Source organism: Variovorax sp. HJSM1_2, assembly GCF_049316285.1.
Taxonomy (GTDB): Bacteria; Pseudomonadota; Gammaproteobacteria; order Burkholderiales; family Burkholderiaceae_C; genus Rhodoferax_B.
In genome coordinates, this window is sequence record NZ_JBMOXA010000042.1 from 1 (window position 1) to 26,669 (window position 26,669).

The following is a 26,669-nucleotide window of genomic DNA, read 5'->3' on the forward strand; positions in this document are numbered from 1 at the left end:
CTCGGCCTGGTGGGCAAACGCACGGGCTCGATCATGGTGGAAGGCAAAGAAACCATCAGCATGCCGCCACACCGCATTGCGCGCCTGGGCTTGGGTTACTGCCCCGAAGAGCGCGGCATCTACGCCTCGCTCACTGCTGAAGAAAACCTGTTGCTGTTGCCCAAGGTCGGCGAAGGCGGCATGTCGCTGGAGCAGATCTACGCCATGTTTCCCAACCTCAAGGAACGCGCACACAGCCCCGGCACACGCCTGTCGGGTGGCGAACAACAAATGCTGGCCATGGCGCGCATTCTGCGCACCGGCGCCAACCTGTTGCTGCTCGACGAAATCACCGAAGGCCTGGCGCCGGTGATTGTGCAAAAGCTTGGCCAGGTGATACGCGAACTCAAGGCGCGGGGCTTCACGCTGGTGCTGGTGGAGCAGAACTTCCGCTTCGCCAAACACCTGGCCGACCGGCACTACGTGATCGAACACGGCCGCGTGGTCGAGACCATAGACAGCAGCGAAGTGGCCACCAAACAAGGCCGGCTCGACGCCTTGCTGGGCATCTGATTTTTCTTCCCTGTATCCCTTCCCTCTCTCGTTTCCATCCATCTCAACTTCTGGAGTTCTTCATGCATTTCAAGAAACTTTCTGTTGCCCTGGCCGCCTGCACAGCCCTCGCAGCCCAGGCCCAGGTCAGCGACGACGTCGTCAAGATCGGTGTGCTGAATGACCTCTCCGGCATCTACTCCGATCTGTCGGGCCAGGGCTCGGTGACGGCCGCACGCCTGGCCATAGACGAGATGGGTGGCAAGGTGCTGGGCAAGACGGTGGAGCTAGTCTTTGCCGACCACCAGAACAAACCCGACGTGGCGGCCAACCTGGCACGCGGCTGGTTCGACCAGGGCAAGGTCGACATGGTGACCGACTTCCCCACTGCATCCACCGCACTGGCGGTGATGGAAATCGCCAAGCAGAAGAACCGCATCGTCATGCCGTCCTCGGGCCTGGCTACCGCCATCCTGGGTGAAAAATGCAACGCCCTCACCGCACAATGGGCCACCAACACCTATGCCCTGGCGGCCGGCACCGCACGCGCATTGGTGAAGGAAGGCAAGAAGAGTTGGTACTTCATCACCGCCGACTACACCTTCGGCCACTCGCTGGAAAAAGACGCATCCGAGGTCATCGTCGCCGACGGCGGCAAGGTGGTCGGCAGCTCGCGCCACCCCTTCCCCGGCAGCGACTTTTCTTCCTTCCTGCTGAAGGCGCAATCGTCTGGTGCCGACGTGATCGCGTTGGCCAATGCGGGCAACGACACCGTCAACGCCATCAAACAAGCCAACGAATACGGCATCACCCGCAAACAAGTGGTGGCCCCGCTGTTGACCTACATCTCCGACGTACACAGCATTGGCCTGGAAAAAGCCCAAGGCATGTACTTGAGCGAAGCCTTCTACTGGGACTTTGACGAGCGTTCACGCGCCTGGTCGAAGAAGTTTTTCGAGAAACAAAAACGCATGCCCACCGCCGCACAAGCCGGGGTCTACTCGGCAACGCTCAACTACCTGAAGGCCGTGCAGGCCGCGGGCACCGACGAGGCCAAGGCGGTGATGGCGCAGTTGCGCAAGATGAGCATAGACGATGCCGTGATACGCAACGGCAAACTGCGTGATGACGGCGCCTTGGTGCACGACATGTTGCTACTGCAAGTGAAGTCGCCCGCCGAGTCCAAGGCGCCATGGGACTACTACAAGGTCAAGTCGGTGCTGAAGGGTGCGGACGTCTACCCGGCCATCAGCCCGGCCTGCCAGGTCGCGGCGAAATAACCGCCACCGCGCCGTTGATACGCCCCTCCCCGAACCCAAGCAGTCAAAAACTATGTTCGACATTCCGATGCAATCCCTGATGGCACAACTGCTGGTGGGCCTGATCAACGGCTGTTTCTACGCCGTGCTGAGCATGGGCCTGGCCATCATCTTTGGCCTGCTCAACATCATCAACTTCACACACGGTGCACAGTTCATGGTGGCGGCTTTTCTGGCCTGGATTGGCTTCACCCAGCTGCCCATGTTGCTGGGGCCAGAGTTTCAGCTCAACTTCTGGCTGATGCTGGTGGTGGCGCCGCTCTTCGTCGGTGCGCTCGGTGTGCTGCTCGAGAAAACGCTGCTCAAACGGCTTTACCACCTGGACCACCTCTACGGCCTGCTGCTGACCTTTGGTGTGGCGCTGGTCCTGGAGGGCACGTTCCGCCACTTCTATGGCATCTCCGGTGCTAGTTATGACCCGCCGGCACTGCTGCAAGGCGGTGTGGACCTGGGCTTTATGTTCATGCCGATCTACCGTGGTTTTGTGGTCGTGGCTTCGTTGCTGATCTGCGCCGTGACCTGGTATCTGTTCGAGAAAACCAAGCTCGGCGCGCTGCTGCGCGCCGGCACGGAAAACCCGAAACTGCTGCAGGCCTTTGGCGTCAACATCCCGTTGATGATCACCCTGACCTATGGCTTTGGCGTGGCGCTGGCCGGCATTGCCGGGGTGCTGGCGGCGCCCATCATGCAGATCACACCACTGATGGGGGCCAACCTGCTCAACATCGTGTTTGCGGTGGTGGTGATAGGCGGCCTGGGCTCCATCATGGGCGCCATTCTGACCGGCCTGGCGCTCGGCTTGCTCGAAGGCTTGACCAAGGTGTTCTACGCCGAAGGCTCCACCGTGGTGGTGTTCGTGATTATGGCCGTGGTGCTGCTCGCCCGCCCCGCCGGAATGTTCGGAAAAGAGAAATAAATGAATCCCCCAGTCTGCGCGCACTTCCCCGACATGGGTGCATCGCACCGATGGCGCATGTCGCTTCGCCAACCCCCTTTGCAAGAGGGCGATACCAGTGGCCCGGCAAAGCCGGTTCCACGGTATCTCCCGTGTGGCCCCGTGTCGACCTCTTGCGTCCTGCCCGCTCAGTGGAGAGCACTATGCTGAAAAACATTCCAACCCCCATCCGCATCCTGCTGGCCCTGCTGGTGCCAGCCCTACTGGTGCCGGTATTCCCGGAAATCGCCTACCCGGTGTTTGTCATGAAGGTGCTGTGTTATGCACTCTTCGCGTTGGCCTTCAACCTGTTGATAGGCTTCACCGGCCTGGTGTCGTTTGGCCACGCCGCGTTTTTTGGCTGGGCCGGCTACACCACCGGTTACCTCATGATCAAGCTGGCCGACCACGGCTTTCCGGTGGAGCTTGCCATACTGGCGGGTGTGCTGGTGGCCACGGCGATTGGCTGGTTGATCGGCACCCTGGCGATTCGCCGCACCGGTATCTACTTCTCCATGATCACGCTGGCGCTGTCGCAGATCGCCTACTTCCTGGCGGTGCAGCTCAAATGGACCGGTGGTGAAGATGGCATGCAGGGTATTCCGCGCGGCAAGCTGCTAGGCGTGGTGGATCTGTCGGAGGACAACCACATGTACTACTTCACCCTGGCGGTGTTTGTGGCGGGTTTTCTGGCGATCCACCGCATCGTGCATTCGCCGTTCGGCCAGTCCATCAAGGCGCTGCGCGACAACGCGCCGCGCGCCGTGTCCCTGGGCTACGACACCGACCGTTGCAAGCTTTATGCGTTCATGCTGTCGGCGGCCTTCACCGGCCTGGCCGGCGCCATGAAGGCCCTGGTGCTGCAACTGTCGGCGCTGAATGACGTGATGTTGACCACCTCCACCGAGACCTTGCTGATGACACTGCTAGGCGGCCTGGGCACCAGTTGGGGCCCGGTGGTGGGCGCGACCCTGGTGGTCAGCCTGCAAAACTATCTGGCCGAACTCGGCGGCGTGGTCACCATCATCACCGGCCTGACCTTTGTGGTGTGTGTCTCCTTTTTCCGCCGCGGCCTTGTGGGTGAATGGGAAGCCTGGCTGCAGCGCAAGCGCCAAGCTGCGCCAGTTGCCCAGCCGCCGCACAATCATTCAGCATCGGCAAACGGCCAAAATCCTGCAAGCCCATTTACAGCGACCAGCACACCGACATGAAAACCATACAGGTCATTGACTCCCACACCGGCGGCGAACCCACGCGTCTCGTGGTCGGCGGCTTCCCCAATCTTGGCCACGGCAGCATGGCCGAACGCAAAGCCCTGCTGGCCGCCGAACACGACGCCTGGCGCGCGGCCACGGTACTCGAGCCGCGCGGCAGCGACGTGGTGGTGGGCGCCCTGCTCTGCGAGCCGGTGGCGCCCGACGCCACCGCTGGCGTGATCTTCTTCAACAACGCGGGCTACCTGGGCATGTGTGGTCACGGCACCATTGGCCTGATCGCCACGCTGGCCCACATGGGCCGCATCAGCGCCGGCAGCCACCGCATCGAAACACCGGTGGGCACCGTCACCGCAACATTGCATGCCGATGGCGCCGTGAGCGTGCACAACCTGCCGGCCTACCGCCACCTGCACAGCGTGGCCGTGGAGCTGCCGGGCCATGGCACGGTGTATGGCGATGTGGCCTGGGGTGGCAATTGGTTTTTTCTGGTGAGCGACCACGGCCAGCGTGTGGCCAGCGACAACCTGGCCGCGCTGACGGCCTATACCTCGCTGCTGCGCGAGGCGCTGGCCGCCCAAGGCGTTAGCGGCAAAGACGGCGCGGAGATCGACCACATCGAGATTTTTGCGGCAGACGACGCCGGTGCCGACAGCAAGAACTTCGTGTTGTGCCCCGGCCTGGCCTACGACCGCTCGCCCTGCGGCACCGGCACCAGCGCCAAGATCGCCTGCCTGGCGGCCGACGGCAAACTCGCACCCGGCGAAGTCTGGCGCCAGGCCAGTGTGATCGGCAGCGTGTTCGAGGCCAGCTACACGCTGCAGGACGGCCAGGTGCTGCCCACCATCCGTGGCCGCGCCCACATCAGCGCCGAGGCCACGCTGTTGATCCAGGACGATGATCCTTTCGGCTGGGGCATACGTCTTTGAACCCCATTGACCGGCCACCGGGACCCGGCATCGGCACTGGTGGGACAATGCCATAGACGCCCGATTTCCTTACGCGAGCCCATGACGCAAGCCCCCACCCATCTGCCCATCGCCCCCGCTGCCGCGCCCAAGCGCCGTGCAGCCGACGTCGCCTTCGATGCGTTGGAGAGCATGATCGTCACGCTGCAACTCGAACCTGGCAGCCCGGTGGTCGAGGCCGACCTGGCCGAGCGCACCGGCCTGGGCCGCACGCCGGTGCGCGAAGCGCTGCTGCGCATGGTGTCGAGTGGCCTGATCGTGCAGCAGCCCAGGCGCGGCCTGCTGGTGTCGAACATAGACCTGGCCGACCACCTGGACGTGGTGCAGACCCGGCGCGTGCTCGAATGCCTGATCGCCGCCTGCTCTGCGCGCCGCGCCACGGCCAAGCAACGCAAGGAAATCGTTCTCTGCGCCGCCAAAATGGTCAAGGCGGCGGGACGCGGCAACCTCACCGACTACATGGTTGCCGACCACGAACTCGACCAGGTGAACCACCAGGCCAGCCACAACCACTCTGCCGTCAAGTGTGTTGTGCCGCTGATCGTGCAATGCCGCCGCTTTTGGTACGCTTACCAACACGAAGGTGAAATCGCGGAAGGTGCGCGCGCCCACATGTTGCTGGCCGAAGGCATTGCCTCCGGCGATGAGACCGCCGCCATGGCGGGAGCCAACCAATTGCTCAACTACCTGGAGCAGTTCGCCAGGCGTGTCATCGACAAGTGATCACGCCAGCCCGTCACCGTTTTTTAACCCGCCCCAGGACCCCGCTTCATGGACACCCAAACAGCTCCCCTGTCCCTGCTCAACGACCCCAGCCTGCTGAAGACCGATGCCCTGGTGGGCGGCCAGTGGATCGCCGGCTCGGCGCGCTTTGACGTCAACGACCCAGCCACCGGCGCCAAGCTGGCCGATGTCGCCAATCTGGGCCCGGCAGAAGCCCAAGCCGCGATTGACGCCGCCAACGCCGCCTGGCCCGCCTGGCGCAACAAGACCGGCAAAGAGCGCCACGCGATTCTGCTGAAGTGGTTCAACCTGCTGATGGAGAACCAGTCCGACCTGGGCCGCATCATGACCGCCGAGCAAGGCAAACCCTTTGCCGAGGCCAAGGGCGAAGTGGCTTATGGCGCAAGCTTTGTCGAGTGGTATGCCGAAGAGGCCAAACGCGTCAACGGCGAAACCCTGCCGCAGTTCGACAACAACCGCCGCCTGACGGTGCTGCGCCAGCCTATCGGTGTGTGTGCGGCCATCACGCCGTGGAACTTTCCGCTGGCCATGATCACGCGCAAGGTGGCGCCGGCCCTGGCCGCAGGTTGCACCGTGGTCATCAAGCCGGCCGAACTGACACCGCTGACCGCGCTGGCCGCCGCCGAACTGGCACAGCGCGCCGGCATGCCGCCCGGGGTGCTGAACCTGCTGACATCGGACAGCGCAGGCAGCATCGCCATTGGCAAACTGATCTGCGCCAGCGATGTGGTGCGCCACATCAGCTTCACCGGCAGCACCGAAGTCGGCCGCATTCTGATGGCGCAAAGCGCGCCCAGCATCAAAAAGCTGAGCCTGGAACTGGGCGGCAACGCCCCCTTCATCGTGTTTGACGACGCCGACATCGATTCGGCCGTGGAAGGTGCACTCGCCAGCAAGTACCGCAACGCCGGCCAGACCTGCGTCTGCGCCAACCGCCTCTACGTGCAGGAAGGTGTTTACGATGCTTTCGTCACCAAGTTCGCCGCCAAGGTGGCTGCGCTCAAGGTCGGCAACGGCTTTGACGAGGGTGTGGTGCAAGGCCCGTTGATCGAAGATGCCGCGCTGGACAAAGTGCAGCGCCATCTGGACGACGCGCTGGCCAAGGGCGCTCGCCTGCTGGCCGGCGGCCACCGCCTGCCGGGCCAGTTCTTCGAGCCCACCGTGGTCGCCGACGCCACGTCCGACATGTTGTGCGCACGCGAAGAAACCTTTGGCCCGTTCGCGCCCATCTTCCGCTTCAAGACCGAGCAAGAAGCGATTGACGCGGCCAACAACACCGAGTTCGGCCTGGCCAGCTATTTCTACAGCCGCGACATAGGCCGCATCTACCGTGTCGCCGAGGCGCTGGAGTACGGCATGGTGGGCATCAACGCCGGCGTGATTGCCACCGAACACGTGCCGTTTGGCGGCGTAAAGCAGTCCGGCCTGGGCCGCGAAGGCTCCAGCCACGGCATGGACGAATACACCGAATTGAAGTATCTCTGCCTGGGCGACATATTGCGCTGAAGCAAGTTTGAAACCTTGCGGTACACGAATGGCGCCTCCAGCCATTTGCTGGCTTCTGGATTTACTTCAGCACAAGATCGCTATCAAAACAAAAGCGCCTTACGCATATTCAATATGCTTTAGTGGCACTTATCAAGCCAAGAAATCTGAGGTGTAACGGCACTCTTTCGGCAGCGCTTCACAAGAGACGATAGGAAGATTAGCCCTGATCTAAGCTCTATCGTTTTGTCGTTTGCGGCCTAGAATTGTTTCAAATTCGGAGCAATTGCCGCCTGATGAAAAAACTGGTTCCCGAGCGAATGGTTTTCAAGTTCCAGCACTGGCTCCTTGGTTTGAGCGCCGTGCTGGTACTGGCCCTCACGGCCGCCTTCCTCTGGATAGTCTTCAGCAAATTCGGCACCCTCGCAGAAACCGATGCGGCCGAAAAATTTGATCTCATCGCCAGCCACGCCATCGGCCAGATCAATGAAGACCTGGCCAATCAACGCCGGTTTGTCGAGGTCACCGGTTCAGCCCCGGTGGGCATGTCCGGCTCGGGCCAGGCCGTGGTGGCCGAATCGCTGATCCCCACCCTGATCCGCGCGCTGACCGCGCAAGAGTCACGCTACTCGATCTTCTACGCCTTTCCCGATGCCAATTTTCTGCAAGTCATTCTGATCAAGAACGACCCGCAGCTTCGCGCCGCACTCAACGCCCCCGAAGGCACGCACCACGCGGTGCGCATCATCCGCCGCAGCGCTTCTGGTGAACGCACCGAAAGCTGGCAGTTCCGCGACAGCAACTCACGCGTGATCGATACCGCGCAGGTGCAAGCCAGCTTCGACCCCAGCACCCGGCCGTGGTTTCAGGATGCCCGCCGCAGCAACCAGGTCATCGCCTCCACGCCCTATAACTACGGCAGCACCGGCGCACTGGGGCTGACCCTGGCCACGGCGGTCAAGGGAAGCGATGGCGTGCTGGGCGTAGACATCACGCTCGCCGCCGTGTCGGAATTGCTGATGCGCTTCAGCCTCACACCCAACACCGCCGTCGTGGTGCTCGACCCGGAGAACAACATCCTGGCCATGCGCAGCGGCAACCCGGACTACGCCGCGCCCAAGACCAGCGCGCTGACGAATCTGCAAGACATCCCCTCCAAAGTGCTGCAAGACGCACTGGCCTTGCTCAAAACCAGCCCCGACAAAAACCTGGGGGGGCAGCGTGACATTGGCCGACCGCAAATTTGTGATCGCTACGCGCGCGATCCAGCCCATTCCGCAAAAAACCTACCGCATGCTGGTGCTGGCACCTGTGAGCGACTTCACCGCCGTGCTGGAAAACACCCGGCTGGAGATGCTGCTGATGGCCGGCACGTTCTTGCTCATCCTGGTGCCTGTGGGCTACTTTGGCACCAAGAAAGTGGTGTTGTCATTGGCGGCCCTGGCGCGCCACTCCGAGCAATTGCGCCGTCTAGACTTTTCCGAACGGCCGAGCCACGTGCATTCCTTTCTTTACGAGGTCAACGCCCTAGGCCACGCCCAGGAGGTGATGCACGACTCCATCTTGCAGCGCACGGCCGCGCTGGAGATCGCCAAGTCCAAGCTCGCCCAGTTGGTCGAAGGCGGCATAGCCCTGGGGCGCGAGACCGACCGCGAAAAGCTGCTGCGCAACATCCTCTTTCGTGCACGCGACATTGCCGACTGCAGTGCCGCCACGCTGTTTTTGCGCACCGACGATGGCCACATCCGTATGGCCCTGCGCACCAGTGAAGAAACCCAAGAAGGCATTCAGTTCGCGATTGAGCCATCGCCCGGAGAAGGCCGCATCAAACCGGTGGTGCAGGTGGCGCGCACCGGCGAGACCTTGATCATCAACAACGTCGCCAATGAAGATCGCTTTGACCTGAGCGGCGTGGTGGCATTTGGCAGGTCGGTAGGCATGGAACTCGGCGCCCTGCTCACCGTGCCGCTCACGCCGCACAAAGGCACGGTCTTGGGCGTGCTGCAGTTGCTGAGTGTACGCCGCGCCGCCGGCCCGCAGCCCTCGCCCTTTGAGCCCGAGGTGGTGGGTTTTGTCGAAGCACTCGCCGCGCAGTCGGCCGTGGCCTTGGAAAACCAGAACCTGATCCAAGCGCAAAGGGAACTGATGGACGCCATCATCCGCCTAGTGGCCGGCGCCGTGGATGCCAAGAGCGCCTACACCGGCGGCCACTGCGAGCGTGTGCCCGAGCTGGCGATGATGCTGGCTGAAGAAGCCAGCAAGCTGAGCCAAGGCCCGCTGGCCGACTTCGGCTTTCGCACCGAAGAAGAATGGCACGAGTTCCGCGTCGGTGCCTGGTTACACGACTGCGGCAAGGTCACCACACCCGAGTATGTGGTCGACAAGGCCACCAAGCTGGAGACCATTTACAACCGTATCCACGAGGTGCGCACACGCTTTGAGGTGCTGCTGCGCGATGCCGAGATCGCGACCCTGAAAAACATAGCTGCTGGCGCAGACCCAGCAAGCGCTTGGGCCGAATTCGAGTCCAGAAAAAAGCAGTTGCTAGAAGACTTCGCGTTTATTGCCGAGGCCAATATCGGCGGCGAATTCATGGCACCCGACAAGATGGAACGGGTGCGTGCCATCTCTGCCCAAAGCTGGCTGCGCCACTTTGATGACCGGCTGGGCCTGTCGCAAGACGAGACCTCGCGCCTGGGTGATGTGCCACCACCGCCCCTGCCCGCGCCCGAAACCCTGCTGGCCGACAAGACCGGCCACATCGTGCCCCGGCCCTACAACCGCGCGCTCGATCCCAAATACGGTTTCAAGGTCAAGGTGCCCGAGCAGCTTTACAACCGCGGCGAGATCTACAACCTGTGCATCAGCCGGGGCACGCTGACGGAAGAGGAACGCTTCAAGATCAACGAGCACATCATCCAGACGATTGTGATGCTCGATGCCATGCCCTTCCCGAAACACATGCAGCGCGTGCCCGAATACGCGGGCACCCACCACGAAACCCTGACCGGCAGCGGCTACCCGCGCAAGCTCGATGGCAGCCAACTTTCCATTCCCGCGCGCATCATGGCGATTGCCGACATCTTTGAAGCTTTGACCGCCGCCGACAGGCCTTACAAAAAGGCCAAGACCCTCTCAGAGTCGGTCAAGGTGTTGTCGTTCTTCAAGAAAGACGGCCACATCGACCCGGTGTTGTTCGACCTGTTCTTGACCAGCGGCGTCTACCGCCGATACGGCGAACGTTTCCTGCACCCCAGCCAGATGGACGAGGTGGACATCACGCCCTACCTCACACCTCACGCCGCAGAAGACATTACCAAAACATAACGACAAGCGCTGCGCCCCAAGGCCTTGAACACCAGGGGGCGGTCTACGCCAAAGTTGAGGCAGTCGCCGGGCTCCAGTTCAAAACGCTCGTCGCCGTAGTCCACACGCAGGCTGCCTTCCAGCATCCACAAACATTGCTGGTAGGGGTTGCCCGTCCATTGCGGGTAGCTCACTTGTGTAGACCGGGGCAACTCCACCTCGATCAGCTCGACGCCACTTTGTGCACTGCGCGCCAGAATCTGGCGGCGCCGGTAACCCAGCTCTGGGTCGCGCCACACCACCTGCTCCGCACGCTTGTACAGGCGGCGCACGGGGTTGTTGTCTTCGGTCAGCAACTGCGCGAGCGACACCCCCAGGCCAGCCGCCAGCTTGCCCAGCAGCATCGCTGTGGGGCTGCTTTCGGCACGCTCCACCTTGGAGATCATGGCCTTGCTCACGCCCGACTTCTCCGCCAGATCTGCCAGGCTCAAACCCTGGGCCTGGCGCAACGCCAGCAAGCGCGAAGCAATCAGCGTGTCGATGTTCTCGTTTGGATCGATGGCGGTGGCGATTGCGGTGGTGGGCATGTTGTACCGTGGTGTTTCTTATATTGGATTATGAATCTCTCATAGTGTACGATTCAAACATCACAGCATCTAAATTTGCAAGCCAAGAGGCCACCATGTCATTCATCACCTGCACCGAAGAGCGCCACGCCAGCGCCATCCTGGCCATACTCAACGACGCCATCGTCAACTCCACCGCGTTGTACGACTACCAACCGCGCACGCTGGACAACATGGTCACCTGGTTCGCCACCAAACGCGCCAACAACTTTCCCGTGATCGGCGTGGAAGATGCCGACGGCAAGCTGCTGGGCTTTGCGAGCTACGGCACGTTCCGCGCGTTTCCGGCCTACAAATACACGGTGGAGCATTCGATCTACGTCGAGAAAAACAGCCGCGGTCTGGGCCTGGGGCGCAAGCTGCTGGAAGAGATTGTTCGCCAGGCGCAAGCCAACGGTTTGCACACCGTGGTGGGCGCGATCGACGCCAGCAACAACACCAGCATTGCGCTGCACGAACGCCTGGGGTTTGAACATTCGGGCACGGTCAAACACGCCGGGTTCAAGTTCGGCCGTTGGCTGGATGTGGCGTTTTATCAGCGCACGTTTGAGTCGCCAACTAACCCGGTAGACGGCTGATCAATGATATGAACGCGGGCGAACCCGAAACGGGGAAACACCTAGCCCGAAGCCCTTTCCTAGCCTTGCACCCGCCAGTCGTTTTACTTAGCATTCGCCAGGTTACTTCAAAGTAGACACCGGCGGCCAGCAGTCCTTGCCACGCCAGCCGGGCACAAGGAGACAGCTTGGAATCTGCGGCAGGTGCATTGCTGGAAGTGCAGGATCTCACCCTGACGTTTGGTGGCGTCAAGGCGCTGCGTGGCGTCAGCTTTTCGGTGCAGCCGGGCAGCGTCACCTCGGTCATAGGCCCCAATGGCGCGGGCAAGACCTCCGTCTTCAACACCATCTCGGGCTTTTATCGGCCGTCGGCCGGCAGCATCCACTTCCAAGGCCAGGCGATCAGCGGCGTGGCGCCGCCGAAACGCGCCGCACTGGGCCTGGCGCGCACCTTCCAGAACATCGCGCTGTTTCGCGGCATGACGGTGCTCGACAACATCAAGCTCGGCCGCCATTGCCACCTGCGCACCGGCCCGCTGGCCGCGCTGTTCTATACCCCGGCCGCACGCCGCGAAGAAGATGCGCTGCGCCAGGAGATTGAAGAACGCATCATCGACTTCCTGGAGATAGACCACATCCGCAAAGCGCCCGTGGCCTCGCTCTCCTACGGCCTGCAAAAACGCGTGGAGTTGGCGCGCGCGTTGGCCATGCGCCCCAAGTTGCTGCTGCTCGACGAACCCGTGGCCGGCATGAACCGCGAAGAAACCGAAGACATGGCGCGCTTCATCCTCGAGGTCAGGCGCGAATGGGGCATCACCGTGCTGATGGTGGAACACGACATGGGCATGGTGATGGATTTATCCGACCACGTGGTGGTGCTCAACTTCGGCCAGGTGATTGCGCAAGGCCTGCCGGCCGAGGTGCAGGCCAATCCTGAGGTGGTCAACGCCTACCTCGGTTCGGGCAACATCGAAGCGCTACGCGCACGTTTCAAACAAGCCGTGCGTCCCACAGCCAACACCAAGGTGGCCGCATGAACATCGACTGGTGGCTGCTGTTTGAAATCAGCCTCGCCGGCCTGGGCACGGGTGGCTTGTACGCCCTCACGGGCCTGGCCTTTGTGATGATCTACAAGGCTACGCGTGTGGTCAACATCGCCATCGGCGAAATGCTGATGATAGGCGCCTACATCTTCTTCGCCTTTTCGGCTGGCATGGGTTTGCCGATCTGGCTGGCCATTCCTGGCGCCTTGCTGGTGTGTGGCGCTTTTGGCGCGCTGGTGGAGCGCACCATGATACGGCCCATGCTCGGTGAATCACCGATCTCGTCGTTCATGGTCACGGTGGGTCTGTCGTCGATTCTGGTGGGCCTGGTGGAGTTGGTGTGGACCGCCGACCAGCAGCGCCTGCCCGAATTCCTGCCCACCAAGCCAATTGAAATCGGCCAGGCTTTTGTATCACCCAAAATCTTCTACGGCTTCTGGATTGCGGTGCTGCTGATCACCACGGTGTTGCTGGTGTTTCGTTTCTGGCGCGGCGGCGTGGCCTTGCGCGCCACGGCATCCGACCAGGCTGCCGCCTATTCCATGGGCATCAACGTGCCGCGTGTGTTCTCGCTGACCTGGGTGGTGGCCGCGATGATCGCCGGGGTGGCCGGCATCGTGGTCGGCTCGATTGGTGGCATCTCCTCGGCCATGGGCATCTTTGGCCTGTCGGTGCTGGTGGTGGTGATTTTTGGCGGGCTGGACAGCGTGCTCGGCGCGCTGGTCGGTGGGCTGTTCGTCGGCTTGATCGAAGCGCTGACCGGTTTCTACCTCGGCGGCGAATACAAAATTCTGGCCACCTTCACACTGCTGGTGCTGATCCTCGTCGTGCGGCCCTACGGCTTGTTCGGTACCCATGAGATAGAAAGGCTATGAGCCTAGAAAAAGCAGTTGACCGCTTGCGAACTTCAGAAACGCTCATTCGTATGAAATATCCCGACCGTCTAATTTCGCCGCAGTGGCCCAATCACGCTACACACCCGCTTGCGCTGCGGGCGACACGTCTGGGGGCGTTGCTCCGCCTTGCGGGCACGAGCCCGCTGCGTTGTCTCGCCTACCCAGCCATGCCGCTCGCAACGCCATCGGGCGTGTCCAACTACTTTTCCTAGGCTCCAATGCGCATCCGTTCCGCCAAGGAAAGTTATGCGGCCGACACGGCCCTGTTCGACAGCCCCACGCAGCGCGCTTGGCTGGCGCTGTTTGCCGTGGCCCTGTGCCTGTTCCCGTTTGTCGCCGACGACTACTGGCTTTACCTCGCCTGCCTGGTCGCCATCAACGTGGCCAGCACCAGCGGGCTGAACATCCTCACCGGCTACACCGGGCTGGTGAGCCTGGGCCAATCGGCGTTCATGGGGCTGGGCGCGTACACCGTGGCGATTCTGCAGATCCGCTGGGGCACGCCGTTTTGGCTCAACCTGCTGGCCGGTGGTTTTGTCGCCATGTTGGCGGGCATGCTGGTGGGCCTGCCGTCGCTGCGCGTCAAAGGCCTTTACCTGGCCATCGCCACCATTGCGGCCGGGGTGATGGCACATTTTCTGTTCTCGCACTTCACCAGCCTGACCGGCGGCAGCAGCGGCCTGACCGTGCCACCGGCCAAACTTTTCAGCCTGGAGCTGGACAACTCGTTCAAGCTGTATTGGGTCATCGTGCCCATCACCGCCATGATGCTGCTGGGCGCGGCGAATCTGTTTCGCACACGCATAGGCCGCGCATTCATCGCCATACGCGACCGCGACATTTCGGCTGAAGTGCTGGGCATTTCGCTGCTGCGCTACAAGCTGATGTCGTTCGCCATCTCGTCGTTTTATGCGGGTGTGGCCGGCGGCTTGTTCGCCTATTTCTTTCGCGCGGTCACACCCGAGAGTTTTCCGCTGGTGATGTCCATCTTCTTCCTGGCCGCCGTGATTGTCGGCGGCATGGGCAGCATTCTCGGCAGCGTGCTGGGCGCCGCCTTCATGACCCTGGTGCCCGAGTTGCTGAAGCTGCTGGTGGGCTGGCTGCCGCTGGAGGCCATGGGCGGCAACGCGGCACTGATCCTCTCGCCGGTGCGCACCATCGTCTTCGGTTTGATGATTGTGCTGTTCCTGATCTTCGAGCCGCTCGGCCTGGCGGAGATGTGGCGCCGCGTGCGCCGCGTGTTTCATCTTTGGCCCTTCCGCACCTAGTTTGTTCAAGTCCGTCAAAACCATAAGGAGACAACCATGAACCGTACGCGCAGAAACGTCCTGGCCAGTGCCGCTGGTGCCACGATTGCAGCCGCAGCGCCCGCCGTGTGGGCGCAGAAACCGGCCGCCAGCAAGGAAGACATCGTGCTTGGTGGCTCGATTCCGCTGACCGGCGTGTTTGCCTTCGCCGGCATTGGCATAGACCTGGGCATCAAGGACTACCTGAGCATACTGAACGAAGGCGGCGGCATCACCGGACGCAAGGTGCGTTACGTGCCGGAAGACACGGCCTACAAGGTCGACCAGTCGATGGCCGCGTTCAAGAAAATCACCAGCCAGAACAAGGTAAGCCTGTACTACGCCGACTCCACCGCGTTCTGCAAAACTGTCAACCCCGAGCTGGAGCGCAACCAGAACATCCTCATGACCGGGGCCTCGTTTGCCAAGGAAATCAGCGATGCGCAAAAGTACCCGCTGCAATTCATGGTCGGGCCAAACTACAGCGAGATGGTGAGCATACTGCTGCAGTACATCACCAAGACCAAACCCGGCGCCAAGATTGCGCTGGTTTACTCCGACACCGAATTCGGCAAAGACCCGGTAGAAGCCGCACGCGCCGAAAGCAAGAAGCTGGGTCTGAACCTGGCGCTGGAAATCGTCACCCCGCCCGCCAGCGTGGACGTGTCGGCCGAGGTCATCAAACTGCGCCGTGCCGACCCCGACTTCACCATCTTCCACGGTTATGTTTCGGCGCCGATTCCCGAGTTCATCAACCAGGCCAAGGCGTTGAATCTGAAGACGGCCTTCATGGGCACCTTCTGGAGCATGGACAACCAGACCGTGATGCGCATGGGCGCGCAGGCCGACGGCTTTCTGGGCGTCATGCCCTACCGCTACTACTACGACACCGAAGGCAAGTCGCCCATGCTGGAGCGCATTCGCAAGATGCGCCCCGAGTACCAGACCACGGGCTACATCCAGGGCTTCTTGAGCGCCATGTTGCTGACCGAGGCCGCCAGACGCACGCTGGAGGCTGGCAACGAACTCACAGGCAAAAACATGAAGACAGCGCTCAGCTCGATTCGCAACTTCGACACCGGTGGCTTGATCGGTGTGCCGCTGTCGATCAAGGGCAACTCCATCCCGATTGGCCGCATCTACCGCGCCGACTTCAAGCAGCAGAAGATGGTCGCGGCCTCGGACTGGATCAATCTCACGCAATAAAGCAGGCAAAAAACGTGTTCGACCCCATGGCACCCAGCACCGCAACACACGCCCCGCTGCCAGAAGCATCCGCCGAAGGCAGCGTGCCGCCCATCCTCGAAATCAACAACATCGAGGTGGTCTACAACAAGGCGGTGCAAGTGTTGCGCGGCTTGTCGCTGAGTGTGCCGCGCGGCCAGATCGTGGCACTGCTGGGCAGCAATGGTGCGGGCAAGTCGACCACACTCAAGGCCATCTCCAACCTGCTGCAGTTGCAGAACGGCGAGATGCCGCGTGGCGACATTCGTTTTGACCGGCGCGACACGCGACATGACACACCACACGGCCTGGTGCGCTCGGGCCTGTTCCACGTGATGGAGGGGCGGCATGTATTTGAAGACCTGAGCATAGAAGAAAACCTGATCGCCGCCACCTACGCCCTCAGCGGCAAACGCGCCTCGGCGGTCGACTTCGACAAGGTGTATGAATACTTTCCACGGCTGCACGAACGGCGCAAGGGGCTCGCCGGTTACCTGTCTGGCGGCGAGCAACAAATGCTGGCCATAGGCCGCGCGCTGATCGCCGAGCCCAAGCTGATCCTGCTCGATGAACCCTCGCTAGGCCTGTCGCCGGTGCTGGTGGAAACCATCTTCGAGATCATTGCGCGCATCAACGCCGAGCAAGGGGTTTCCATGCTGCTGGTGGAGCAGAACGCCTCCATCGCGCTGGCCGTGGCGCACTACGGCTACATCATGGAAACCGGCAAGGTGGTGATAGACAACACCGCCGAAAAACTGGCCGCCGACCCCGATGTGCGCGAGTTCTATCTCGGCGTGGGACAGGAAGGCACGGGCAAAAGCTTCAAAGACCTGAAGCACTACAAACGCCGTAAACGCTGGTTGTCATGAAACACCCCCAGTCTTCGCGCACTGCGTGTCGCTGCGCCTACCCCCTTGCAGGGGGCGCACCCTGTGGCCTGGCGAAGCCAGTTCCACGGGTGCCCCATATGGATGCCACATCCTTCCCGCCATCAAGCGCCGAGGTGCCCCATGTTTGATCCGTCTTGCAAGCTCACCCTGCCGCAGATGCTGCGCGAGCGCGCACGCACACAAGCCGGTGCCACCGCCATTCGCCAAAAGGAATACGGCATCTGGAAACCCATCTCCTGGCAGCAGTACCACCAGCGCGCCATACACATAGGCCTGGGTCTGCGCGCCGTGGGTTTGCAGGATGGCGGCCATGTCGGTGTGTTGTCGGAGAACCGCATTGAATGGGTGCTGAGCCAACTGGGAGCAGGTCTGGTGGGTGGTGTGACGGTGGGGGTCTACGCCACCAGCCCAACCAACGAAATTGCCTACGTGCTGGCCCATGCCGATGCCGAGATCGTGGTGTGTGAAGACCAGGAACAATCGGACAAGGTGCTCGAAGCCCTGCCCCAGTTGCCGCGCCTGAAAAAGATTGTGGTGATGGAAACCAAGGGCTTGCGCGACACCGCCGCCCAGGCCGAAGGTCTGGTGATCGGTTTTGCGGAGTTGGAAGCACTTGGCGCTGCGTCAACCGAAGGTGCCTTCGTCGACAGCGTACTCGCACGCCAAACGCTGGACGACACCGCGCTGCTGATCTACACCTCGGGCTCCACCGGCAAACCCAAGGGCGCGATGATCAGCTACGGCAACATCGCGGCCATGGCGCCGGGCATTGTGGATAGGCTGGGTTTGACACCGCAAACCTCGCACCTGTCGTATCTGCCGCTGTGCCACGTGGCCGAGCAGATGCTCACGGTGTTTGTGCCGGTGTATCTGGGCTCGCGCGTCGACTTTGGCGAGTCCATCCGCACCGTGCAGGAAGACCTGCGCGAAGTCGCGCCCAGCATGTTTCTCGGCGTGCCACGCATCTGGGAAAAACTGCACTCGGCGATTTCGCTGAAGATGCACGAGGCCGGTGGCCTGCGCCAGCGCCTGTTCGAGGCCGGCATGCGCGCCTGTGCGCCGTTTGCCTTCAAAACACCAGTGCAACGCACGCTGGCTGAGCGGCTGCAGTTCGCCATTTATTACGGGCTGATCTTCCGCGCGCTGCAAAACTTCATAGGCCTGCGCGATGTCAAGGTGGCCCTCACGGGTGCGGCGCCGATCTCGCCCAGCATCGTGCTGTTTTTCCGCACGCTGGGCATCCCGCTGCTCGAGGTCTACGGCATGACCGAGTCCAGCGGCATGGTGCTGGGCCAGCGCCCCGGCCAGCTGGTGCCCGGTACGGTGGGCGTGCCCACGCTGGGTGTGGAGCACAGGCTCTCCAGCCAAGGGGAATTGCAGATCCGTGGCGCGGTGGTGTTCAAGGGCTACTACAAAAACCCCGAGGCCACGGCCGGCAGCATTGTCGACGGCTGGCTGCACACCGGCGACGTGGTGGAAGCCAAGGACGGTGCGTTGCGCATTGTCGACCGGCTCAAAGACATCATGATCACCGCCGGCGGCAAGAACCTCACGCCGTCCGAGGTGGAGAACACCATGAAGGGCAGCCCCTTCATCAAGGAATGTGTGATCGTGGCCGATGCGCGGCGCTTTGTGGCCGCGCTGGTGCAGATCGACTTTGACGCCACCGCCCAATGGGCCGAGGCACGCAACGTCTCGTTCACCCACTTTCGCTCGCTGGTCGAATCCGAGGCCGTGCGCGAGCTGATGCAGGCTGAAATTGACCAGGGCAATGCGAAACTCGCCGAGGTGTCGCGCATACGGCGCTTCCACCTGCTGACCAAGGAGCTGGACCACGACGACGGTGAAGTCACCGCCACCATGAAGGTGCGCCGCGCCAGCATCTACAAAACCTATGCAGCCGAGATCGAGGCGATGTACCGCTAGACCTCTGGCCTGCCAACCTTTCGGACGCATTTTGACCTCCCGCAAACTCGTTTCCCCCTGGGCGCCCAGCGCCGACCGCGAGCAGGTGCGCATAGACAAACGCGAGGCCGTGCTGCGCATGGCCGCGCAGGTGTTCAACGAAAAAGGCTATATGGCCGCCACACTCGACGAGGTGGCCGAGCGCCTGCACGTGACCAAGCCCACGCTGTACTACTACGTCAAGAACAAGGACGAAATCCTGTTTGAATGTGTGCGCATCGGCCTGACCATGATGCAGGACGCCATCACCAAAGCCGGTGCCTCCGGCGGCAGCGCGCTCGACAAGCTGGTGGCCGCCATGCACCAGTACACAGAAATCGTGACCATGGACTTTGGCATGTGTTTGATCCGCGTGGGTGAAGATCCGCTGCCACCCGAGAGCCAGCGAAAGCTGCGCCGCATCAAGGCCGCCATCGACCTGGAATTTCGCGAGCTGATTCGCCAAGGCATTGCCGAAGGCACGATTGCGCCCTGCGACCCCAAGCTGGCCGCGTTCACCCTGGCCGGCGCCCTGAGCTGGATAGGCCGTTGGTACCGCCCCGATGGTGCGTGGACGCCAGACGACATCGCGCGCCAATGTATTGCACTGTTGTCCAACGGCTTGTGTGTGCAGAAGACCGCGCCACTGCCTGCCAAAAGCACGCCACGCCGCAAGCTGAAAGCTGTTTAAAACCTTCAACGAAAGCCCACCATGTCTGCGCCAGAAACTGCACCGGTTCTATTCACCCGCGACGGCGGCATCGCCACCATCAGCATCAACCGCCCCGAAGCCATGAATGCGCTCGATGTGCCCACCGCCCAGGCGCTGCTGGCCATCTGCCGCGAACTCAAGGACGATGGCACGCTGCGCGTGGTGGTGCTGCGGGGCAACGGCCGTGCCTATGGTGTTGGCGGTGACCTGGCGGCCCTGCAGCACAACGCAGCAGAAACCGCCGGAGAACTCATCACCTATGCCCACGAAGTGGTGCTGATTCTGGCCGCGCTCAACGCACCCGTGATCGCCAGCCTGCACGGTGCGGTGGCCGGTGGCTCGCTGAGTTTGGCGCTGGCCTGTGACCTGGCGATTGCGGCCGATACCACACGCTTCAACCTGGCCTATGCCAACGTAGGCGCCAGCTGCGATGTGTCGGGCTCGTGGCACCTGCCACGCCTGGTGGGTTTGCGCAACGCGATGCAGATTGCCTTGTTATCGGACACCTTCGACGCCGCCGAAGCGCTGCGCCTGGGCCTGGTCAACCGCGTGGTGCCCGCTGCCGAACTGGCGGCCGCCACACAGGTATTGGCGCAGCGCCTGGCGGCCGGGCCCACGCTGGCCTACGGCCGCATGAAGCGGCTGCTGCGCCAGTCGTTTGACCATAGCTTGCCCGAGCAATTGGATGCCGAGCGCGAGAACTTCCAGGCCAGCGCGCGCACCGCAGACTTCAAGGGCGCGGTGCATGCTTTCCTCAACAAACAAGCCGCCACCTTTACGGGGCAATAAATCCGGGAGCCAGCATGGCACAAGACGTTTATGTTGTTGGCGTGGGCATGATCCCTTTCGCCAAACCCGGCGCCAGCGCCTCTTACGATGAGATGGGCGCACAGGCCATGCGCGCCGCGCTGGCCGACGCCCATTTGGACTACGACAAGGTGCAGCAGGTCTACGCCGGCTACGTCTACGGCGACTCCTGCAGCGGCCAACGCGCCGCCTATGCCGTGGGCATGACGGGTGTGCCGGTGATCAACGTCAACAACAACTGCTCCACCGGCTCGACCGCGCTGTTTCTGGCGCGCCAGGCCGTGGCCTCCGGCGCCGTGGACTGCGCCTTGGCCGTGGGCTTCGAGCAGATGAAACCTGGTGCACTCGGTTCGGTGTATGAAGACCGCCCCACCCCGTTCGACAGGTTTGAAGCCGAGGCCGATGCCTTGTTGCAAGTGGAAGGTGTGCCACTGGCCCTGCGCTACTTCGGCGGCGCCGGTCTGGCGCACATGCAGCAGTACGGCACACAGTTGTCGACCTTTGCCAAGATCCGCGCCAAGGCCAGCCGCCATGCAGTGAACAACCCGCTGGCCTTGTTTCGCAAAGAAGTGACAGAAGAAGAAGTGTTGGCCGCGCCGGTGATGTGGCCCGGCGTGATGACACGGCTGATGGCCTGCCCACCCACCTGTGGCGGCGCGGCGGCCATTGTGTGCAGCGAAGCGTTTGCGCAACGCCACGGCCTCAGCCGCCAGGTGCGCATCCGCGCGCAGGCCATGACCACCGACACGGCCTCCACCTTCGAGGCCCACGACATGCGCCAACTGGTCGGCTTAGACATGACGCGTGCCGCCGCAAATCAGGTCTATACCCAAGCGGGAATGGATGCGAAAGACGTGCAGGTGGTGGAGCTGCACGATTGTTTTGCCCACAACGAACTCATCACCTATGAAGGCTTGGGTTTATGCGCCGAGGGCGAGGCAGAAAAATTTGTGCTCGAGGGTGACAACACCTATGGCGGCCGTTTTGTGACCAATCCCTCGGGCGGTTTGCTGTCCAAGGGCCATCCACTCGGCGCCACCGGCTTGGCGCAATGCACCGAGCTGGTCCACCAGTTGCGCGGCACGGCCGAGCGCCGCCAGGTGGCAGACGCGCGCCTGGCACTGCAGCACAACCTGGGGCTTGGTGGCGCTTGTGTGGTGACACTTTACGAGCGGGTGTAAGCGGCTTGCGGCGATTCCATAAAATGCTGGGCTTATCCATTGAGAGCCAAACACCATGACCATGAAACTCAACCCACCTTTGTCCCGCAACCGCAGCCGGCGCCAAAGGAAAAAGCTGCGCATAGCGGAGTTTCAGGAACTCGGCTTCACCTTGTCGGCCGAGTTGCAAAAGGAACTCAGCCGCAGCGAGCAAGATGTGTTCTTGAGCGCATTTCTGGACGATGTGATCGAAGCGCGCGGCCTGGCCTACGGCGGCGGCGTGGACTTCGGCTTTGTGTCCAAGTTCGATCGTGGCTCAGCCACTGAAGAAGACCGTCAAGCCGTCAAGGCTTGGTACGCCTCACGGCCGGAAGTCAAGGAAACCACCGTGGGTGACCTGGTCGATTGCTGGCACGAAGGGCCGCAATACATGGCCTAAGTGAAGCCCCAAAAAAAAATCCCGCACCAGGCGGGATTTTTTTATGCAGCCGGCACGCGCGACATTGAATGCCTCGCGCTCACCAACGGCTTACTTGCGCATCTTGGCCAGGGCAGCCTGGGTTTCATCCCACAGCGGCTGGCCAATGTTGGAAGCGATGCCGCCGTTGATGGTCGTCAGCTTGCTGCGCATACGCGCGGCTTCGGCCGGAGCCAGTTCGTTGATCTGCATGCCCTTGGACTTCAGATCGGCCAGGGCCTTGGCGCCCTCTTCGCGCGTGTCCTTGCGTTCGTAGTCACGTGCGGCCACGGCGGCGTCCATCAAGACCTTCTTTTCGTCTTTCGACAAACCGTCCCACCACTTCTTGCTGGCCAGGATGATCCAGGGGCTGTAGACGTGGTTGGTGATGCTCAGGTACTTTTGAACTTCGTAGAACTTGCTCGACAGAATCGTGTTGAACGGGTTCTCCTGGCCGTCCACCGTCTTGGTTTCCAGCGCGCTGAACAACTCGGAGAACGGCAGCGGAATGGCGTTGGCGCCCAGGGTCTTGAAGCTGCTCAGAAACACTTCGTTCTGCATCACGCGCAGCTTCACACCGTCCAGGTCTTCCAGCTTGGTGACGGCGTGTTTGTTGTTGGTCAGGTTGCGGAAACCGTTTTCCCAGTAGACCAGGCCCACAAGGCCTTTTTCTTCGAGCTTGTCCATGACCTTGCGGCCAATCGGGCCGTCCAGAATGGCGTCGGCTTCCTGGGTGTTGTTGAACAGGAAAGGCGTGTCCCACAGCGCCATTTCCTTGGTGATGCCCACCAACGTGGCGGTAGAGCCAACCATCATCTCCTGGGCGCCGCCAATCAGGGCCTGTTGCATCTGGGTGTCCGGGCCCAGGGCTGCGGCGCCAATGGCACGCATCTTCATCTTGCCACCAGATGCCTTGGCGATGGCATCGCTCATCACCTTGGCCGCGCGGCCTTGGTTGCTTTGCTCGTTCAAGCCATAACCAAAACGGATGATGCGGGTTTTGATTTCCTGGGCAAAAGAAGGGGCGGCAGCGCCAAGGGCCAGTGCGGCCACGGTGGCGAGAACGGTACGTCGAACGACGGGTTTCATTTCAAGTCCTTTGGAATGGTTAAAAAATCTAGCGCATCCACGCCACAGGCGCGGTCACAAGTTGCGGGAAGGCGACCAACAGCACCAGGATCGCCATGTAGGTGATCAGGAACGGGTTGATACCTTTGACCACGCTGTGCATGGAGATGCGGCCGATGCCGGCCACCACGTTGAGCACCGTGCCCACGGGCGGGGTGATCAGGCCAATCGAGCCGTTGAGCACAAACATCAGCCCGAAGTAGACCGGGTCAATGCCGGCCTTGACGGCAATCGGCAACATCACCGGGGCGAAGATCAGAATCGTCGGCGTCAGGTCCAGCGCCGTGCCCACCAACACCAGCACAATCATCATGGCCGCCATCAACATGCGTGGGTTGTCGACCAGCGGGCCCAGCCAATCCACCATCACGCTGGGCAAATCGGCCAGCGTGATCATGTAGCTGGCGACAGAGGCGCCAGCCGCGAGGAACAGCACGACGGAGGTGGTTTTGGCGGCCCGGACCAGCACGCCGCGCATCTCCGACAGCTTCATTTCACGGTGCACAAACAAGGCCACCACCAGGGCATAGAAGGCCGCCACAACCGCGGCTTCGGTCGGTGTGAACACACCGGTCTTCATGCCGCCTATGATGATCACCGGCATCAGCAATGCCCAGAAGGCCTTGCCCGTGGCACGCAGCCGCTCGGCCAAAGGCAAGGCTGTGCCACCTGGCAGGTCCATTTTGCGCAGCACCAGTTTCCAGGCGACGATCAGGCCCGCGCCCATCATCAAGCCCGGCACGATGCCCGAGAGAAACAGCAGCGAAATCGAAGTATTGGTGGTCACGCCGTAAATGATGAACGGCATGGACGGCGGAATGATGGGCGCGATGATGCCGCCAGCACCAATCAAGCCCGCCGAAGTGGCCACTGGGTAGCCGTGCTTGCGCATCATCGGCAGCAAAATGGTCGCCAAGGCGGCGGTGTCGGCCAGGGCCGAACCACTCATGCTGGCCATCAGCACAGCCGCGCCAATGGCGACAAAACCCAGGCCACCACGGATGTGCCCGACCCAGGCCTGAGCCATGGCAATGATGCGCTGGCTGATACCACCGGAGTTCATCAACTCACCGGCCAGAATAAAAAACGGCACGGCCAGCAAAGGAAAGCTGTCGATGCCCCCCACCAGGTTTTGCGCCAGCAACTGGGTGTCCCAGAAATCCAGCACCCAGGCCATGCCGGCGCCCGTGAGCACCAGCGCCAGCGCCATGTTCATGCCAATGCCCATGAGCACCAGCATGCCGCCGACAAACACCACAAACGAAAGAGCTTCAGAACTCATGACCATCACTCCACTTCTGCGCCATGGCCAAGATCCATAGGCTTGTTTTTCACGAGTTCCCACAGCGCCATCACACCAATCGCCACCGAGCACAACAAGGCCGGCAACGGCAGCAGTGCGGTCGAATAACCCAGCACCACGGAATGGCTGCCCAGCCCCACCACCACTTGCTGCCAGGCCCCTACGGCCAAGGCCACACAGGCGCCTATGACCAGCAGACGGATCAGCACCACCACCGCATTCAGCGCGGCGGGCTTCTTTTGCAGCGCCGCCAGCAGCATCGTGAACGTCATGTGCTCACCCAAGGGGTAGGCCAGCGTGGCGCCGATGAACACCATCCAGACAAACAGCAAGCGCGACAGTTCTTCGCTTGCCGAAATGCCGGTGCCAAAGACGTAGCGCAACACCACGTTGATGAACACGGCCAACGCCATGGTCCCAAGACACAAGGCCATCAGGTTTTCCATCAGGCGCGCCAGCCCGGTGCTCGGCGGTGCTGGGGGCGGCGACATTTCGGCCGCACCCGACTCTAGGTTTTTCATTTGAAGATCTCCTGCTGCCAGCCCAGAACCTGGCCGGTCAATGATTCAATCGACGCCGTTGCATCGACTTCCAGTACACCTGGCTCGCCACGCGGGCTTTCCAGGGTTTCGAATTGGCTGTCCACCAAGTGGCTGTTGAAGTAATGGCCGCCGCGCTGCTCGACCCGCTGGCGCGCCACTTCACGTGTGAGCTGCAGATGCACAAAGCGCAGCTGTGGCGAAGCCGCACGCAGTCGGTCGCGATAAGCCTTCTTCAAGGCTGAACACGTCAGCACCGCGCCTGCGGGATGGCGCTGAAGCTCCATGCCCAAAGCAGCCAGCCAGCCGGCCCGGTCTGCGTCGGTCAACGCAATGCCGGCGCGCATCTTGGCCACGTTTTCGGGTGGATGAAATGCATCCCCCTCGATCAATACCCAATCCAATTTCTCGGCCAATACGGCCCCCAGCCTGGATTTGCCGCACCCGGCCACACCCATCACAATCAATGAACTCACTTGGACAGCCCTGTCCCATTTGAAAAAATTAAAGCGGGCAAAAGCCCGCACAAAACCTCTATTTGAGAGGGAAATTTGCTACCGAATTATTCAGCAACATTAAGGATTATCCCGGATAGCGCTATCCTACGTTCGACAACACAATCCAGGCATCCGGATTAACGCCTAGATGAACAAACCTCAAGCTCCTCGCGGACGCGCCAGCGGCCGACTGACATTGGACGACGTGGCTCGCCTGGCCGGGGTCAGCGCCATCACCGCATCGCGTGCCTTGCGCGGCACCCGGGCGGTCGATCCGGCCTTGGTGGAACGTGTGCAAAACGCCGCACGCCAGCTCCACTACGTACCCGATCCGGCGGCCCGGGCCCTGGCCTCATCGCGCAGCGCGCAGGTCGCGGTGCTGATCCCGCTGCTGACCAATGCCTTGTTTGTGGAACTGCTAGAAGCCGTACAACGCAAGCTGCTGCAGGCCGGATACCAAACGTTGATCGGCGTCACCCAATACGACCCCGACCAGGAAGAAGAACTGCTGCGCAGCTACCTGGCCTACCGCCCCGCCGGCTTGCTGGTCACCGGCTTTGACCGCTCCCGCACCACGCGCCGGCTCATAGAAGAAAGCGGCGTGCCCTGTGTGCACATGATGGAAACCAGCGCGGCCGACGACACCTACAGCGTGGGCCTGTCGCAGCACGAAGCCGCACGTGTGTTGACCCAGCATCTGGTCGACAGCGGCCGCCGGCGCATCGCCTACATCGCCGGTCAACTGGACGACCGCGTGATGCAACGCAAACGCGGCTACCAGCAGGCGCTGCAACAAGCCGGCCTGTACGATCCGCGGCTGGAATTTCTCGACCCGACCCCCACCTCCATGGCACTCGGCGCCCAGCAGTTCGAGCAGGTGCTGGCCCAGCACCCGGACGTAGATGCCATGTTTTTCTGCAACGACGACTTGGCCCAGGGCGCCCTCATGTGTGCGCTGCGCCGCCAGATCGCCGTGCCGCAACGCGTGGCGGTGGTGGGCTTCAACGACCTGGCCGGCAGCGACCAGATGCTGCCCCCGCTGACCACCGTGCGCACCCCGCGCGCCGCCATCGGCGCTGCGGCCGCGACGATGCTGCTG

27 protein-coding genes are annotated in these 26,669 nt (G+C 62.0%); 20 read left to right on the top strand and 7 right to left on the bottom strand.

Translation table 11 applies throughout. The annotated features are described in order from the left end of the window. From ACFQ95_RS24805 to ACFQ95_RS24835, 7 genes are all read left to right on the top strand, one after another. Positions 1–552 (top strand): ABC transporter ATP-binding protein (locus ACFQ95_RS24805; RefSeq protein ID WP_422835447.1); only part of this gene is annotated, 552 nt, incomplete at its 5' end. Between the two features lie 62 nt (positions 553–614). Further along, positions 615–1,811, top strand: a complete 1,197-nt coding sequence (locus ACFQ95_RS24810) for an ABC transporter substrate-binding protein (protein ID WP_422835449.1) — start codon at positions 615–617, stop codon at positions 1,809–1,811. A gap of 52 nt (positions 1,812–1,863) precedes the next feature. Continuing rightward, positions 1,864–2,766 (top strand): branched-chain amino acid ABC transporter permease, encoded by a 903-nt coding sequence (locus ACFQ95_RS24815; protein WP_422835450.1) that lies wholly within the window; start codon positions 1,864–1,866, stop codon positions 2,764–2,766. A 182-nt stretch (positions 2,767–2,948) separates the two neighbouring features. Beyond that, entirely contained in the window at positions 2,949–3,995 is a 1,047-nt protein-coding gene (locus ACFQ95_RS24820) for a branched-chain amino acid ABC transporter permease (protein WP_422835452.1), read from the top strand. Further along, positions 3,992–4,927 carry a 4-hydroxyproline epimerase gene (locus ACFQ95_RS24825; RefSeq protein ID WP_422835454.1) on the top strand — a complete coding sequence of 312 codons (936 nt, stop codon included), beginning with the start codon at positions 3,992–3,994 and terminating at the stop codon, positions 4,925–4,927. Before ACFQ95_RS24820 ends, ACFQ95_RS24825 begins: the two co-directional genes overlap by 4 nt. Positions 4,928–5,008: 81 nt before the next feature. Continuing rightward, positions 5,009–5,689, top strand: coding sequence for a GntR family transcriptional regulator (locus ACFQ95_RS24830; protein WP_422835456.1), 681 nt, complete (start codon positions 5,009–5,011; stop codon positions 5,687–5,689). Positions 5,690–5,737: 48 nt separating this feature from the next. Beyond that, on the top strand, positions 5,738–7,216 hold the full coding sequence (locus tag ACFQ95_RS24835; protein ID WP_422835458.1) for an NAD-dependent succinate-semialdehyde dehydrogenase: 1,479 nt from the start codon (positions 5,738–5,740) through the stop codon (positions 7,214–7,216). Positions 7,217–7,455: 239 nt separating this feature from the next. Here the strand turns inward: ACFQ95_RS24835 and ACFQ95_RS24840 are convergent, their stop codons facing one another. Then, complete coding sequence (locus ACFQ95_RS24840; protein WP_422835459.1) at positions 7,456–7,701, bottom strand: hypothetical protein; 246 nt, start codon at positions 7,699–7,701, stop codon at positions 7,456–7,458. Positions 7,702–8,108: 407 nt separating this feature from the next. Further along, on the bottom strand, positions 8,109–8,282 hold the full coding sequence (locus ACFQ95_RS24845) for a hypothetical protein (RefSeq protein WP_422835460.1): 174 nt from the start codon (positions 8,280–8,282) through the stop codon (positions 8,109–8,111). Between the two features lie 134 nt (positions 8,283–8,416). On the opposite strand from ACFQ95_RS24845, the gene ACFQ95_RS24850 reads away from it, so the two are divergent. Further along, on the top strand, positions 8,417–10,522 hold the full coding sequence (locus ACFQ95_RS24850) for an HD domain-containing phosphohydrolase (protein WP_422835461.1): 2,106 nt from the start codon (positions 8,417–8,419) through the stop codon (positions 10,520–10,522). Here the strand turns inward: ACFQ95_RS24850 and ACFQ95_RS24855 are convergent. Further along, entirely contained in the window at positions 10,492–11,088 is a 597-nt protein-coding gene (locus ACFQ95_RS24855; protein ID WP_422835462.1) for a helix-turn-helix domain-containing protein, read from the bottom strand. The two genes, ACFQ95_RS24850 and ACFQ95_RS24855, sit on opposite strands and share 31 nt — an antisense overlap. 95 nt (positions 11,089–11,183) lie before the next feature. Between ACFQ95_RS24855 and ACFQ95_RS24860 the strand changes: the two genes are divergently transcribed. From ACFQ95_RS24860 to ACFQ95_RS24910, 11 genes are all read left to right on the top strand, one after another. Beyond that, positions 11,184–11,705 carry a GNAT family N-acetyltransferase gene (locus ACFQ95_RS24860; RefSeq protein WP_422835463.1) on the top strand — a complete coding sequence of 174 codons (522 nt, stop codon included), beginning with the start codon at positions 11,184–11,186 and terminating at the stop codon, positions 11,703–11,705. 167 nt (positions 11,706–11,872) lie between these two features. Further along, the gene (locus ACFQ95_RS24865; RefSeq protein ID WP_422835464.1) at positions 11,873–12,721 is read left to right on the top strand and encodes an ABC transporter ATP-binding protein; all 849 of its coding nucleotides are present in this window, start codon (positions 11,873–11,875) and stop codon (positions 12,719–12,721) included. Then, the gene (locus tag ACFQ95_RS24870; RefSeq protein ID WP_422835465.1) at positions 12,718–13,602 is read left to right on the top strand and encodes a branched-chain amino acid ABC transporter permease; all 885 of its coding nucleotides are present in this window, start codon (positions 12,718–12,720) and stop codon (positions 13,600–13,602) included. Before ACFQ95_RS24865 ends, ACFQ95_RS24870 begins: the two co-directional genes overlap by 4 nt. A 239-nt stretch (positions 13,603–13,841) precedes the next feature. After that, positions 13,842–14,891: a branched-chain amino acid ABC transporter permease gene (locus tag ACFQ95_RS24875; protein WP_422835466.1), complete on the top strand. Its 1,050-nt coding sequence runs from the start codon at positions 13,842–13,844 to the stop codon at positions 14,889–14,891. A gap of 36 nt (positions 14,892–14,927) precedes the next feature. Beyond that, a complete protein-coding gene (locus tag ACFQ95_RS24880) occupies positions 14,928–16,115 on the top strand; it encodes an ABC transporter substrate-binding protein (RefSeq protein ID WP_422835468.1) in 1,188 nt (395 codons plus the stop codon). Positions 16,116–16,141: 26 nt separating this feature from the next. Further along, positions 16,142–17,002, top strand: a complete 861-nt coding sequence (locus ACFQ95_RS24885; protein WP_422835470.1) for an ABC transporter ATP-binding protein — start codon at positions 16,142–16,144, stop codon at positions 17,000–17,002. A 102-nt stretch (positions 17,003–17,104) separates the two neighbouring features. Beyond that, entirely contained in the window at positions 17,105–18,949 is a 1,845-nt protein-coding gene (locus ACFQ95_RS24890; RefSeq protein ID WP_422835472.1) for an AMP-dependent synthetase/ligase, read from the top strand. Positions 18,950–18,980: 31 nt separating this feature from the next. Then, a complete protein-coding gene (locus tag ACFQ95_RS24895) occupies positions 18,981–19,658 on the top strand; it encodes a TetR/AcrR family transcriptional regulator (RefSeq protein ID WP_422835474.1) in 678 nt (225 codons plus the stop codon). A gap of 21 nt (positions 19,659–19,679) precedes the next feature. Then, on the top strand, positions 19,680–20,468 hold the full coding sequence (locus ACFQ95_RS24900) for an enoyl-CoA hydratase/isomerase family protein (protein WP_422835476.1): 789 nt from the start codon (positions 19,680–19,682) through the stop codon (positions 20,466–20,468). Between the two features lie 14 nt (positions 20,469–20,482). Next, positions 20,483–21,667, top strand: coding sequence for a lipid-transfer protein (locus tag ACFQ95_RS24905; RefSeq protein WP_422835478.1), 1,185 nt, complete (start codon positions 20,483–20,485; stop codon positions 21,665–21,667). A gap of 55 nt (positions 21,668–21,722) precedes the next feature. Then, positions 21,723–22,085: a YggL family protein gene (locus tag ACFQ95_RS24910; protein ID WP_422835480.1), complete on the top strand. Its 363-nt coding sequence runs from the start codon at positions 21,723–21,725 to the stop codon at positions 22,083–22,085. Between the two features lie 90 nt (positions 22,086–22,175). Here ACFQ95_RS24910 and ACFQ95_RS24915 read toward each other — a convergent pair whose 3' ends face one another. Genes ACFQ95_RS24915 through ACFQ95_RS24930 form a run of 4 tightly spaced genes read right to left on the bottom strand, consistent with a single transcriptional unit; the run spans position 22,176 to position 25,531 of the window. Next, on the bottom strand, positions 22,176–23,192 hold the full coding sequence (locus ACFQ95_RS24915) for a TRAP transporter substrate-binding protein (protein WP_422835482.1): 1,017 nt from the start codon (positions 23,190–23,192) through the stop codon (positions 22,176–22,178). Positions 23,193–23,220: 28 nt separating this feature from the next. After that, on the bottom strand, positions 23,221–24,513 hold the full coding sequence (locus ACFQ95_RS24920) for a TRAP transporter large permease (RefSeq protein ID WP_422835484.1): 1,293 nt from the start codon (positions 24,511–24,513) through the stop codon (positions 23,221–23,223). 5 nt (positions 24,514–24,518) lie between these two features. Further along, positions 24,519–25,055, bottom strand: coding sequence for a TRAP transporter small permease (locus tag ACFQ95_RS24925; RefSeq protein ID WP_422835486.1), 537 nt, complete (start codon positions 25,053–25,055; stop codon positions 24,519–24,521). After that, a complete protein-coding gene (locus tag ACFQ95_RS24930) occupies positions 25,052–25,531 on the bottom strand; it encodes a gluconokinase (RefSeq protein WP_422835490.1) in 480 nt (159 codons plus the stop codon). The genes ACFQ95_RS24925 and ACFQ95_RS24930 overlap by 4 nt, the downstream gene beginning before the upstream one ends. Before the next feature lie 187 nt (positions 25,532–25,718). On the opposite strand from ACFQ95_RS24930, the gene ACFQ95_RS24935 reads away from it, so the two are divergent. After that, the coding region (locus ACFQ95_RS24935) for a LacI family DNA-binding transcriptional regulator (RefSeq protein WP_422835488.1) at positions 25,719–26,669 on the top strand (951 nt) is incomplete at its 3' end.